12 protein-coding genes are annotated in these 12,952 nt (G+C 69.5%); 3 read left to right on the top strand and 9 right to left on the bottom strand.

Translation table 11 applies throughout. From position 1 onward, the window contains the following. The 6 genes from ACRDPS_RS14520 to hrcA all read right to left on the bottom strand — a co-directional run. Positions 1-601: PhoH family protein (locus ACRDPS_RS14520; RefSeq protein ID WP_431502358.1), on the bottom strand; the 601-nt coding region annotated here is incomplete at its 3' end. A gap of 108 nt (positions 602-709) precedes the next feature. Beyond that, on the bottom strand, positions 710-1,762 hold the full coding sequence (locus tag ACRDPS_RS14515) for a winged helix DNA-binding domain-containing protein (protein ID WP_431502357.1): 1,053 nt from the start codon (positions 1,760-1,762) through the stop codon (positions 710-712). Between the two features lie 15 nt (positions 1,763-1,777). Then, complete coding sequence (locus ACRDPS_RS14510; RefSeq protein WP_431502356.1) at positions 1,778-2,263, bottom strand: Gmad2 immunoglobulin-like domain-containing protein; 486 nt, start codon at positions 2,261-2,263, stop codon at positions 1,778-1,780. Positions 2,264-2,338: 75 nt separating this feature from the next. Continuing rightward, on the bottom strand, positions 2,339-3,082 hold the full coding sequence (locus ACRDPS_RS14505) for a 16S rRNA (uracil(1498)-N(3))-methyltransferase (RefSeq protein ID WP_431502355.1): 744 nt from the start codon (positions 3,080-3,082) through the stop codon (positions 2,339-2,341). 6 nt (positions 3,083-3,088) lie between these two features. Then, on the bottom strand, positions 3,089-4,270 hold the full coding sequence (gene dnaJ / locus ACRDPS_RS14500; RefSeq protein ID WP_431502359.1) for a molecular chaperone DnaJ: 1,182 nt from the start codon (positions 4,268-4,270) through the stop codon (positions 3,089-3,091). 85 nt (positions 4,271-4,355) lie between these two features. After that, complete coding sequence (gene hrcA, locus ACRDPS_RS14495; RefSeq protein WP_431502354.1) at positions 4,356-5,384, bottom strand: heat-inducible transcriptional repressor HrcA; 1,029 nt, start codon at positions 5,382-5,384, stop codon at positions 4,356-4,358. 234 nt (positions 5,385-5,618) lie between these two features. On the opposite strand from hrcA, the gene ACRDPS_RS14490 reads away from it, so the two are divergent. Both ACRDPS_RS14490 and ACRDPS_RS14485 read left to right on the top strand, forming a co-directional pair. Next, complete coding sequence (locus tag ACRDPS_RS14490) at positions 5,619-5,891, top strand: hypothetical protein (protein WP_431502353.1); 273 nt, start codon at positions 5,619-5,621, stop codon at positions 5,889-5,891. Positions 5,892-5,940: 49 nt separating this feature from the next. Continuing rightward, on the top strand, positions 5,941-6,789 hold the full coding sequence (locus ACRDPS_RS14485) for a DUF3097 domain-containing protein (protein WP_431502352.1): 849 nt from the start codon (positions 5,941-5,943) through the stop codon (positions 6,787-6,789). Here ACRDPS_RS14485 and ACRDPS_RS14480 read toward each other — a convergent pair. Together ACRDPS_RS14480 and hemW are read right to left on the bottom strand one after the other, a co-directional pair. After that, on the bottom strand, positions 6,783-6,977 hold the full coding sequence (locus tag ACRDPS_RS14480) for a PspC domain-containing protein (protein WP_431502351.1): 195 nt from the start codon (positions 6,975-6,977) through the stop codon (positions 6,783-6,785). The genes ACRDPS_RS14485 and ACRDPS_RS14480 overlap by 7 nt on opposite strands. 92 nt (positions 6,978-7,069) lie before the next feature. Further along, the gene (hemW, locus tag ACRDPS_RS14475) at positions 7,070-8,281 is read right to left on the bottom strand and encodes a radical SAM family heme chaperone HemW (RefSeq protein WP_431502350.1); all 1,212 of its coding nucleotides are present in this window, start codon (positions 8,279-8,281) and stop codon (positions 7,070-7,072) included. A gap of 164 nt (positions 8,282-8,445) precedes the next feature. Here hemW and ACRDPS_RS14470 point away from each other — a divergent pair, with 164 nt between their 5' ends. After that, positions 8,446-9,153 (top strand): GNAT family N-acetyltransferase, encoded by a 708-nt coding sequence (locus tag ACRDPS_RS14470; RefSeq protein WP_431502349.1) that lies wholly within the window; start codon positions 8,446-8,448, stop codon positions 9,151-9,153. Between the two features lie 250 nt (positions 9,154-9,403). Here the strand turns inward: ACRDPS_RS14470 and ACRDPS_RS14465 are convergent, their stop codons facing one another. After that, entirely contained in the window at positions 9,404-12,949 is a 3,546-nt protein-coding gene (locus tag ACRDPS_RS14465) for an error-prone DNA polymerase (RefSeq protein WP_431502348.1), read from the bottom strand. Between the last annotated feature and the right edge of the window lie 3 nt (positions 12,950-12,952).

Here is a 12,952-nt window from a genome sequence, read left to right as displayed (position 1 = left end):
TCTCGGTCAGCGTGCCGGGCAGGAAGCCCAGCTTCTCACCGGCCTCGACCGCGGGGCGGCTCAGGATGATCCGGTTGACCTGCTTGGACTGCAGCGCCTGGACGGCCTTGGCGACCGCGAGATAGGTCTTGCCGGTGCCCGCCGGGCCGATGCCGAAGGTGATCGTGTGGTTGTCGATCGCGTCGACGTAGCGCTTCTGGTTGAGCGTCTTGGGACGGATGCTCCGGCCGCGGTTGGACAGGATGTTGAGGCTCAGCACGTCGGCCGGCTTCTCCGTCGTGTCCGCCTGGAGCATGCCGATCACGCGCTCGACGGCCTCACCGGAGACGCCCTGGCCGGTGCGGATGATCTGCACCAGCTCCTCCAGCAGCCGCTCGATCATGGCGATCTCGCTCGGGGCGCCGTGCAGGGTGACCCGGTTGCCGCGCACGTGCACGTCGGCGTCGAAGTGCGCCTCGATGATGCCCAGGTGTTCATCGGCCGGGCCCAGCAGAGTGACCATGTCGACGCTGTTCGGAACGACCACGGTGTGCTTGGTCGAGGTCGTCGGCGACGTCGAAGCAGGGTCGGTCGGGAGCGGACTTGGGTGTCGATCGGTCATGGATGCCCGGGCGGGCCCTTTCTGGTCACGAGGCTGTTGACCTCCATGTTACGCGGGCCGCGGGCCCGGGTCCTACTGGATAGTTGACCGGTTCGGACAGGGCCGGCGTCAGCTGGCCAGGAGGGCGTCGACGCGGCTCGTCTCCTCGGCGAGCTCGTCACGCTCGTCGGGGGTGAGGTCACGGAAGAGCTTGACGACCTCCACCTTTCCCTCGACCGGCTTCCAGAGACCGACGAGGTGACCGCCGGCGATGATGACCGACGCGCTCCGAGCGATTCCCCACTCCTTGCGGGTGCCCTTGGCGGTGATCCGCTCACGGTTGGCGTGGGCGAGCCAGAGATTGTCGTACACGCCGAGCAACCGCACCGGGGCGTACTCCTCGCCTGTGGCGATCGGCGCGTCCGGCACGTCGTACAGGGTCTTGCCGGCCTCGTCGCGATAGGTCACCAGGCCCTCGATCCGCTTGATCAACGGTCCGAGCCGGGTCAGCGCGGACCAGGTGGTGATGTCGGCCGCGGTCGCCGGACCGAAGGCGCGCAGATAGCGGCGTACGATCTCCGGCGCCAGCGTCGGCACCACATCGTCGACGACCACCGGGGCGACGCCGGTCCAGCGTGGCAGCAGGTCGTAGACCAGGCCGCCGGATCCCTTCCACAGTCCTCGTGGCGGCAGCTGCACCAGCGGCAGCTCATTGCGCGCGCGCAGGCCCAGCGCCTTGGCCGGCACCCCCGGAAAGTGCTCGACCAGGCCTGCCTCGAGGGCGGCGTTGGGCAGGGCACCGAGCGCGAGTACGTCCTCGACCGCCTCGACGAAGCCGGTCAGCTGCGCCGCCGGACGGACGATCTCGATCCGCTGGGTGTAGTAGTCGTGGACCGGCTGGGTCCAGGCCCGGATCAGCGCGGCATCGGCGGCGGTGTGCATGTGGATCGTCGAGCGCAGCGAGGAGAGCCGGACGAAGGCGCTCGACTCGAGCTGGGCGCTGACCGAGTAGGGGTCGAGCGACTCCAGCCGCGCGGCCAGCGCGATGAACGGAGGCAGCGGTTCCTGGGCCTGGAGGCCGACCAGGTGCTCGATCATCTCGGCCGGGGTGAGAGTGACGCGGGACAGCAGGTGCTGGCGCAGCAGCAGGGTCCGGTTGAGCTGCCGTTCGGTGAGGATCACGGTAGCGATGATGTCCTACTCGACGCTGAACCTCGCGCCGACCTCCTCCGCGGGCTTGCCCTCGCCGTCGGAGGTGTCGTCGGTGCGGGCGATGAAGACGTACGTCCCGGGCTCGAGCTCGGAGACGTCGATCGACGCCTTCCACGGATAGAGCTTGTCCATCCAGCCCTCCGCGGTGACCGCGCCGTCGAGGACCTTCTCGCCGGAGGAGTCCTGGATCTCCCACGGCACGTTCGCCTCGGGCGAGTTGGCCTTGCCCGAGACCTCGAGGGTGCCCGACACGGTCTCCCCCTCGGCAGGGGTCGCCAGCGTGATCAGCTCGGCCGTACGCGGCGGGGCGGTTGGTTCCTCGGACGGCTGCGCGGACACGTCCGGGTCCTCGGCGGTCGCGTCGGTGCTGCTGCCGCAGCCGGCGCTCAACGCGCCCAGCCCGCCCAGCACGCCGGAGAGCGCGACGGTGACGACGACACGGCGGCCCCGAAACGTACGTGTGCTCCTCATGCCTCCATCGTGACCCGCCATTCCCCGAACCCGCCGTCCCCCACGCCGAGAGGTCGGTTTCTGACCACCCGCGGGTCAGGTCCAGCGGCGGGTGCGGGCCAGCAGGGCCGAGGCGGCGGCTACGCCGGCTGTGGAGGTGCGCAGGACCTCGTTGCCCAGGCGGATGGTGATGGCTCCGGCCTTCTCGAAGAGGGCGATCTCCTCGTCGGTGAGACCTCCTTCGGGGCCGACCACGACGAGGATGGACCCCTCGTCGGTGATGGGAACGGCGCCGATGGGGAGCGTGCCGTCCTCGTGGAGCACGACGGCGACGTCGGCCTCCGCGACCATCGCCGCGACGGCGTCGGTGCCGGCCAACGGCTCGATGTCGGGGTGCCAGAGGCGGCGGGACTGCTTGGCCGCCTCGCGGGCGGTGGCCCGCCACTTGCCGAGGGACTTCGCCGCGCGCTCGCCCTTCCAGACGGCGACCGAGCGGGCTGCCGCCCACGGGACGATGCGGGCGGCGCCGATCTCGGTGAGCATCTCGACGGCCAGCTCGCCGCGGTCGCCCTTGGGCAGCGCCTGGACGATGGTCAGCTCGGGCGCGGGCGGTGCGTCGCCGAGGATGACGTCGTCGACGCGTACGGTCATGGACTTCTTGCCGGTCCCCGAGATCGTGCCCGTGATCCCCTCGCCGGCACCGTCGGCGAGCATGACCTGCTCACCGACGCGCAACCGGCGTACGACAACGGCGTGATGGCCCTCCTCGCCGCCGACCTCGACCTGGTCGCCGACGCGTACGCCGGCGAGTGAGTCGACGATGTGAACAGGCAGAGTCATTGGGGATCAGTGCCCGTTGAGGGTGTCCTTGAACCAGGAGAAGACGCCGCCCTTGTGGGCCGCCTTGAGCTGGCCCTGGGTGGACTCCTCACCGCGCATCTCCGCGAGCTGGCGCAGCAGCGCCTCCTGCTCGAGGTCGAGCTTGGTGGGCGTCTCGACGTTGATCGTCACGATCAGGTCGCCGCGACCGCCGCGCAGCCCGGGGACACCGCGACCACGCAGGACGTGGTCGGTGCCGGACTGGGTGCCGGGCCGGAGCTCGATCTGGATCGAGGCGTCCTCCGGGTCAACCAGGTCGGAGCCTTCCTCGGCGAGGTCTGCCTCCAGCGTCGGCAGGTTGAGCGTGGTGCCCAGCGCCGCCGCCGTCATCGGCACCTTCGCGGTGCAGTGCAGGTCGTTTCCGCGGCGGGTGAAGGTGGCGTGCCTGGCGACGTGGATCTCGACGTAGAGGTCGCCGGCAGGGCCACCGCCCGGGCCGATCTCACCCTGCTCGGCGAGCTGCACCCGGGTGCCGTCGTCGACACCGGGCGGGATCTTGACGGTCAGGGTGCGGTGCGAGCGCACGCGGCCCTCGCCGCTGCAGTCGCGGCACGGGTCGGGGATGACGGTGCCGAATCCGTTGCAGGCCGAGCAGGGGCGCAGCGTACGGATCTCGCCCAGGAAGGAGCGCTGCACGACCGCGACCTCACCCTGGCCGTGACAGGTCTCGCACGGGACCGGGTGGGAGCCTTCCGCGGCGCCCTCGCCATCACAGGTGTCACAGACGACAGCGGTGTCGACCTTGAGGTCGCGGGTGACGCCGAAGGCGGCCTCGGCCAGGTCGATGTCGAGGCGGATGAGGGCATCCTGCCCGCGGCGTACGCGCGGACGGGGGCCACGCCCGGCGCCGGCCGTGCCGGCTCCGGCGCCACCGAAGAAGGCGTCCATGATGTCGGTGAACGAGAAGCCCGCGCCCTGCGCGCCGAAGCCGCCGGCGAACGGGTCGCCGCCGCGGTCGAACGCGGCCCGCTTCTGCGGGTCGCTCAGCACCTCGTAGGCGTGGGAGATCTCCTTGAATCTCTCCTGCGAGGCCGCATCGGGATTGACGTCGGGGTGATACTGGCGCGCCAGCTTCCGGTACGCCTTCTTGATCGCCGCGTCGTCGGCGTCGCGGTCGACGCCGAGGAGCTCATAGGGGTCCAACGTCACTCTTCCTGCCATCGAAATCAGTTCCTGCTCAGGTCACGAGCTCGAGTCATCAAGCTCAGGGTCATCAAATGATCGTGCGGCCCGCTCAGGCCTCGTCGAGGATCCGGGAGAGGTAGCGCGCCACCGCACGCACCGCTGCCATGGATCCGGGGTAGTCCATCCGGGTCGGTCCGACCACGCCGAGCGTGGCCAGCGCCTCCTCGCCAGGTCCGTAGCCCGTCGCGACCACGCTGGTCTGCGACAGCTCCTGGTAGGGGCCCTCCGCGCCGATGCGCACCGTGACCAGGCCACCCGCGGTCGCCTCGCCCATCAGCTTCAGCAGGACGACGTGCTCCTCCAGTGCCTCCAGGAGCGGACGTACGGCGGTGTCGAAGCTGTCGCCGAAACGGGCCAGGTTGCTGGTGCCACCGATCGAGATCCGCTCGTCGGAGCGGTGGTCGTTCATCGCCTCGATCAGGTGCTCGGCGACAGCGGTCTTGAGGGTGTCGGCCGGTGCGTCGGCGGCCGCGGGCTGGGCGTACGCACGCAGCGCCTCGCCCGCCTCCGCGATCTGGACGCCGGCGACGGCGGTGTTGATCTGGGAGCGCAGCGTGGCCAGGGTCTCCTCGGAGACCTCGTCGGCAACCTCCAGCAACCGCTGCTCGACACGACCCGTGCTGAGGATGAGGACGAGCAGAAGCCTCGTCGGGGCGAGCGCGACCAGCTCGACGTGGCGGACCGTCGAGCGGCTCAACGTCGGGTATTGCACGACCGCGACCTGGCGGGTCAGCTGGGAGAGCAGCCGGGTCGAGCGGCTGACGACGTCGTCGAGGTCCACGGCACCCTCGAGGAAGCCGGCGATGGCCCGCTTCTCGCCGGACGTCATGGGCTTGACCGTGGTCAGCCGGTCGACGAAGAGCCGGTAGCCCTTGTCGGTCGGCACCCTGCCGGCGCTGGTGTGCGGCGCGGAGATGTAGCCCTCTTCCTCCAGCGCCGCCATGTCGTTGCGAACGGTCGCCGGCGAGACGCCCAGACCGTGGCGCTCCACGAGCGCCTTGGAGCCGACCGGCTCCTCGGTCTTCACGTAGTCCTCGACGATCGCCCGGAGGACGGAGAGCCTGCGCTCGTTCTGCATTCGCGCTCCCTTCCCTACCCCAGCTGCTCGACAGGCTCAGTGAATTCGCCTGGCACTCATTCTGTGCGAGTGCCAATCCTACCGGTTCGTTCGCAGGGAGCCAGTTCCGGCGGTCGTTCCGGGGCGCGGAACGCCGACTGTGATCGAGCGCACTTCCCTCGTCATCGAGATAGCGTTAGGTTAGGCTGACCTTAGAGTGTCCCGCTTCACCGCTTCCGCCCCACTGGAGAGTCCATGATCGCCAACGATCTGCTGGTCCGTATCGCGGCCCACGCGAACGACGAGCACCAGGCCGACCTGTGCCACACGCTCGCGGCACGTCTGGGTCTGCGACCGCGACACATCGTCGGCGTACGCCTCTCCAACCTCACCTCCGAGAGCGTCGAGGTCTCCTGGATCACCCTCGACGGCGGCCACCACACGACCTTCCGCTTCCCCGAGCCCGCGGCCACGCCCGACGAGGTTCTCGAGCAGCTCGGCCGGGTGCTGACCGGCTCTCTCTACTGACCGGCGTGGCTGCGTGCCCCCGAGGGCGTAGGTCACTAACCTCGCCCGGATGAGCGATCGCTATGGCTCCGACGTCCTGGCCGGCGACTGGCGCAAACCCAAGAACGGGCGCGCCGTCGAGACCCCCGCGGAGCTGGGTGCGGTGGTGGAGGAGGTCGAGACCGACTTCGTGGGCGAGATCGTCCGGATCGACCGCGACCTGCACACGCTGACGCTGGAGGACCGGCGCGGCAAGCGGCGTACGTTTCCGCTCGGGCCGGGCTTCTGGCTCGAGGGCAAGCCGGTCATCCTCACTCCCCCGGTGACCCGCACGGCACCGGCCAAGCCGACCAAGACCGCTTCGGGGTCGGTGGCCGTCTCCGGCGTGAAGGCGCGGGTCGCGCGCGAGTCCCGGATCTTCGTCGAGGGCCGCCACGACGCCGAGCTGGTCGAGAAGATCTGGGGCGACGACCTACGGATCGAAGGTGTCGTCGTCGAGTATCTGGGCGGCGTCGACGACCTCGCCGACCACCTGGTCGGCTTCCGCCCGGGACCGGAGCGTCGCGTGGGCGTCCTGGTCGACCACCTGGTCAAGGGCTCCAAGGAGGCCCGGATCGCGGAGTCGGTCCGGCGCTCCGCGGTCGGTCAGCACGTGCTGATCGTCGGCCACCCGTTCATCGACGTGTGGCAGGCGGTCAAGCCCGGCCGGGTCGGGCTGGAGGCCTGGCCCTCCGTGCCGCGGTCGATCGAGTGGAAGAAGGGCATCTGCCAGCACATGGGCTGGCCGCACCGCGACCAGGCCGACATCGCCCGGGCGTGGAAGCACATCCTCTCCCGGGTCTCATCCTTCGGTGACCTCGAGCCCGCCCTGCTCGGACGGGTCGAGGAGCTGATCGACTTCGTGACGGTGGATCAGTAGGCCGAACGCTTCGGCATGATGATCCACAGCACGAGGTAGACGACTACCTGCGGTCCGGGGAGCAGGCAGGAGAGTACGAAGGCCAGCCTGATCAGGTTGGAGCTGATGCCGAAACGGGCACCGAGTCCGCCGCATACGCCGGCGATCCATTTGTCGTTGGTGGGACGGGAAAGAGTTGTGGTTGCCATAGCTCCACCCTGCCCTCTCGGAGGGGGTTTACCAATCAGGAACTCCCCTGATCCTGCGGTCAGGAACTAAGTCCCGAGCTCAGGGAACGGCTTCAGGGGAGCAGGTCTCGGACCACCGCGTCGGCGAGGAGCCTTCCGGTGTCGGTGAGCACGATCGCGTCGTCGGCGACGGTGACCAGGCCGCGGCGTACCTGCTCGGGCAGGGCGGCGCGGCCGTCGTCGTCGAGGGCGTCGGTCCGGAGGCCGTCGGCGAGCCTGAGCTCGAGGAGGACGCGTTCGACGCGGCGGTCCTCGTCGGCCAGGATCTCGCGGGCGTGGGCGGGGCTCGCGTTGGTGCCGATGCGGTCTGCGTACGCCTTGGGGTGCTTGACGTTCCACCAGCGGGTGCCGCCGACGTGGCTGTGCGCGCCGGGGCCGACGCCCCACCAGTCGCCGCCCTGCCAGTAGAGCATGTTGTGGCGGCATCGTTGGCTCTCGCCGGTGGCCCAGTTGGAGACCTCGTACCAGGTCAGGCCGTGGTTTCGCAGGGTGTGGTCGGCCAGCTCGTACTTGTCGGCGAGGTCGTCCTCGTCGGGCATCTCGACCTCTCCCCGGCGCACTCTTCTGGCCAGTGCCGTGCCGTCCTCGACGATGAGGGAGTAGGCCGAGATGTGGTCGGGGTTGCTGGCCAGCGCGGTCTCCAGGCTGGTGCGCCAGTCGTCGATCGACTCGCCGGGGGTGCCGTAGATGAGGTCGAGGGAGACCTGCTCGAAGCCCGCGGCGCGTGCCCACTCGACCACCGCAGGGACGCGCTCGGGGTCGTGGGTGCGGTCGAGGGTCTTCAGTACGTGCGGGACCGCCGACTGCATCCCGAAGCTGAGCCTGGTGAACCCGCCGGCGCGCAGGGTGTCGAGATAGTGCAGGTCCACCGAGTCCGGGTTCGCCTCGGTCGTGACCTCGACGTCGTCGGCGAGCCCGAACTCGTCCTTGATCGCCGCGAGGATGTCGGTCAGGTCCTTCGCGGGGAGGAGCGTCGGGGTGCCTCCGCCGAAGAAGATGGTGTCCACCTGCTTGTCGCGCTCGCCGAGCACCCGGCGGGCCAGCCTGACCTCCTCGATGGCCTGGGAGGCGTACGTCTGCCTGCTCACGCCCGGACCCAGCTCGACGGCGGTGTAGGTGTTGAAGTCGCAGTAGCCGCAGCGCACCGTGCAGAACGGGACGTGGACGTAGAACCCCAGCCCCTTCTCCCCCAGGGTGCTCAGCGATTCGGCCGGCAGCGTCCCGTCGGCGGGAGCGGGGTCGCCGGGCGGCAGAGCAGAAGGCACGCCTCCATTCTCAACCCCCGGGGCGAGCTGCGGGAAATGGCTGCCTCGTTGCCTCTTCGGAAGCGATGACGCCGACCTTCTCGCGGTGCGCGCGAAGGGCGACCCGTCGATCCGTCTGCTGAAAGAATTAACCGTGTTCGGTGTGGTGATGGGAAAATTCCCAGGTGTCCGTCTCGCAGCCAGATCTGATCCTCGACGACGTCCTCGACAACCCGGTGTGGTCGTCGCTGACCGGGTCACATGCCCGGCTCGCCGAGGGCTCGGGGCGCGCGCGTCGCTACCGGCCCGATGTCTCGATCTTCGCCGCTGTCGCCGACCCGCGTGATCAGCAGGCGTGGCGCGACCTGGCCGCGGCCGTCGGGCCTGGCGGCACCGCGCTGATCACCGGAGCGGCCGGTGTCTGCGGGGACGGCTGGTCGCTCGTCAGCGGTGGTGAGGGGGTCCAGCTCGTCGATACGCCACAGGTGGTGGCCGTGTCCGACCCCGAGGCGATCGTGCTCGGAGCCGATGACGTTCCCGAGATGCTCGAGCTCGTCGCCCGCACCGAGCCTGGACCGTTCGAGGCGGCGACCCACTCGATGGGTACGTATCTTGGCCTGCGCCACGAAGGCCGGCTGGTCGCGATGGCCGGCCAGCGGATGCACCCGGCGGGCTGGGTCGAGATCAGTGCCGTCTGCACCGCCCCCGAAGCGCGTGGCCGCGGCCTCGCCAGCCGCCTCATCCTCGCGATCACCGCCGACATCCACGCCCGCGGCTCCCGGGCGCTCCTGCACGCCTCGGTCACCAACACCAGCGCCATCGACGTCTACCTCCGCCTCGGATTCGAGCAGCGGCGGCGTACGTCCTTCGAGCTCTTCCGCGCTCCGCTCTGACCTCTCCCTGCCGAGAAGTCAGGTCTGCAGGCCGAGAAGTCAGCTCTGCAGGCCGAGAAGTCACCTCTGCAGGCCGAGAAGTCACCTCTGCAGGCCGAGAAGTCACCTCTGCAGGCCGAAGAGTCACCTCTGCAGGCCGAAGAGTCAGTTGTGCAGGCCGAGACGTCAGGCCATGCCATCTCGGCCTGCAGAAGTGACGCCTCGGCCTGCACAGGTGACCTCTCGGCCTGCAGAAGTGACGTCTCGGCTGTTAGCGGAAGTCGCGGGAGCGGTGGCGGGAGGCGATGGCCTTGGCGGCCTCGGGGTGTAGCTCCTCGAGCGGGGCGAGGCGGTCGGCGACGAGGTTGGTGACGCCGTCGTTGCGCTCGAGGATGCCGCGGATGAGCATGACGGAGGTGGAGACCGCGATCTTGCGGTGCTTGGCCCACAGCCCGGCGGAGCAGACGACGTTGAGCATGCCGGTCTCGTCCTCGAGGTTGATGAAGGTGACCCCACCCGCGGTTCCGGGGCGCTGGCGGTGGGTGACCAGACCGGCGACGGTGATGCGGCGACCGGAGTCGTACGTGGGGAGGTCGCCGATCTTCGGGAGCCCTGCCGCGGTCAGCCCGGGCCGGAGGTGAGTGAAGGGATGGCTGCCGGGGGTAACCCCGGTCGCCCAGAGGTCGGCGAGGGTCTCCTCGACCGGGTCGAGGTCGGGCAGCTCAGGGGTCTCGCCGGTGAACCGGACCCCTTCGAGCTGGTCCTCGGTCTCGGTCCAGCCGGCCTGCCACAGCGCCCGCCGCCGGCTCGATGTGAACACCTCCAAACATCCAGCGGTGGCCAGCGCCTCGAGCTGGGTACGCTCCAGCCCGGCCCTGCGCGAGAGATCGAGGGAGTCCTGGAACGGGCGAGTCTCACGGGCCTTCACGATCCGCTCGGCGACGTCCTTGCCGATGCCGCGTACGGAATCCAGGCCCAACCGCACCGCGAAGTTGCCGTCGCGCCGGTGTTCCGGGGTCGGGTCAGGGGTGCCGGGCACCCACTCGGTCGCCTCCCCGTCCCGCAGGCAGTCGTCGCGCCCGGTCGTTGGGACATCAGCGCCGACTCGACCGTCCTCAGTGGGACATTTGCGCCGACTCGGCGTGGATTCTTGGGTCATTTGCGCCGACTCGGCATGGGGTTCCGGGTCGGCCAGGGGTTCGAGGTCGGCCATGGCTTGGCTCAGCACCAGGTCCGGGCGGCGTACTTCCACTCCATGACGCCGGGCGTCCTGGGTCAGGGACTGGGAGCTGTAGAAACCCATGGGCTGGGCGCGGAGGAGGCCGGCCAGGAACGCAGCGGGATAGTGGAGCTTGAACCACGACGAGGCGTAGACGAGCTTGGCGAACGAGAGCGCGTGGGACTCGGCGAAGCCGAAGTTCGCGAAGGAGAGGATCTGGGTGTAGATCGCCTCGGCCTGATCCTCCGAGAGACCCTTGCTGAGCATGCCCTGGTAGAGCTGCGACTTGAGCGAGTCGATGCGTTCGACGCCACGCTTGGAGCCCATCGCCCGGCGCAGCAGGTCGGCGTCGTCGGGGTCGAAGTCGCCCAGGACGCGGCCCATCTCCATGAGCTGTTCCTGGAACAACGGCACCCCGAGGGTGCGCTCCAGCACCGGCCTCAACACCTTGTGGGCATAGGTGGGCTCCTCACGACCGGTGGCACGACGTACGTAGGGATGGACCGCCCCTCCCTGCACCGGCCCGGGCCGGATGAGCGCGATCTCGATGGCCAGGTCGTAGAAGCACCGCGGCTGCAGCCGCGGCAGGGTGCCGATCTGCGCGCGCGACTCGACCTGGAAGACCCCGATCGAGTCGGCCCGGCAGAGCATGTCGTAGACCGCCGGCTCCTCCTTGGGGATGGTCGCCAGGGTCCACTGCTCATCGAGATGCTCCAGGGCCAGATGCATCATGTGGTCGAGCGCGGCCAGCATCCCGAGCCCGAGCAGGTCGAACTTCACCAGCCCCATGTATTCGGCGGCGTCCTTGTCCCACTGGATGACGGTGCGGTCCTCCATCCGCGCCCGCTCGATCGGCACCACCTCCCCGATCGGCTCCTCGGTCAGCACCATCCCGCCGGAGTGGATGCCGAGATGGCGCGGCGCCCCGTGGATCTCCTCGGCCAGAGCCAGCACCGGAGCGGGGATACCGATGTCCTCGGGTGCCTCGACACGGGAGTAGCCGACGTGCTTGGACCAGGCATCCTGTTGCCCCGGCGAGTGGCCCAGCGCCTTGGCCGCGTCGCGGATCGCCATCTTCGGGCGGTAGCCGACGATGTTGGCGACCTGCGCGGCATTGCGCCGCCCATAACGGCGGTAGACCCACTGGATCACCTCCTCACGCCGGTCGGAGTCGAAGTCGACGTCGATGTCGGGCTCCTCCTCCCGGTGCTCGGAGATGAACCGCTCGAAGGGGAGGTTGTAGAAGACCGGGTCGATCGCGGTGATCCCGAGCGCGTAGCAGACCGCGCTCGCCGCCGCGCTCCCCCGGCCCTGACAGAGGATCTCCTCGCCCCGGGCGAAGGCCACGATGTCGTGCACGATCACGAAATAGCCCGCGAAGTCCTTGCGCTCGATGACGTCGAGCTCGTGCTCCACGCGTTCGCGGGCCTTCTCGATGTGCTCGGGCTTGTCGGCGTACGCCATCTCGTAGCGCTGCTCGAAACCGAGCTCGGTCAGGTGGCGCAGCCAGCTCGCAGCGGTCTCGCCCTCGGGGATCCCACGTTTGGGCAGCTTCGGGGTGGCCTTGCGCAGGTCGAAGGCACACTCCTCGGCGATCTCGACGCTGCGTGCCACCGCGCCGGGGTACCGCCGGAAGAGCTGTTGCATCTCCTCGCCGGAGCGGAGGTACGCCGTGGGGCCGGCCGGGAGCCAGCCGGCGATGTCGCTCAGGGTCCTGCGCGCGCGGACCGCCGCGAGCGCATCGGCCACCCGGTGCCGGTCGGGCGTGGCGTAGTGGACGTTGTTGGTGGCCACCGTGGGCAGGCCGGCCTCGCGGGCGATGTCGGCGAGCATGTCGTTGTCATAGGAGTCGGTCGGATGACCGCGGTCGGTCAGCTCGACCACGACGTTGTCGCGACCGAAGCGATCGACGAGACCGGCCAGCGCCCTGGCTGCGGCGATCGGGCCGGTGGTGGTGAGGGCCTGGCGTACGGCACCTTTTCTGCAGCCGGTGAGGATCAACCAGGGGTGTGGCGAACTTACTGATCGATCAGTAAGTTCGTCGAGGTCGTACTCCGGCCGCCCCTTCTCATCCCCGCGCAGCTGCGCCTCGGTGATCGCCGCGGCCAGCTGCCGGTAGCCGTCGACACCTCGGGCGAGCACCAGCAGATGGCTTCCCTCGGGGTCGGCGACCCCGTTCTGCGGCTTGGTCAGGCCCAGGGACAGCTCGGCGCCGTAGACGGTCCGCAGCTTCCTCTCCGGTGTCTCCGGCGCCAGCTTCTGCGCCGCCTCGGCGCCGTACACATTTACCGCCTCCGCTAGGGCAGGAGCCCCGTAGAACCCGTCGTGGTCGGTGATCGCCAGCCCGTGCAGCCCCTGCCGGATCGCCTCGGCGACCAGCGCGGACGGCGAGCTCGCACCGTCGAGGAAGGAGAAGTCGGAGTGGGCATGGAGCTCTGCGTACGGCACCACCGGGCCTTCCGGCCCGCGCACCGTGTCCTCGTCCAGCCGCTTTTTGCGGCGCGAGATCGGCGCGTCGCCATAGGGGTCGCGTGCGGGGCGGCCCGACAGTCGCCGTTCCAGCTCCTTCCACGGGATCTCGGGGTTGTTCCAGCCCATCGG

It is taken from the genome of Nocardioides sp., from assembly GCF_050699375.1.
Taxonomy (GTDB): domain Bacteria; phylum Actinomycetota; class Actinomycetes; order Propionibacteriales; family Nocardioidaceae; genus Nocardioides.
This window is presented reverse-complemented; position numbering and strand designations above follow the sequence as displayed.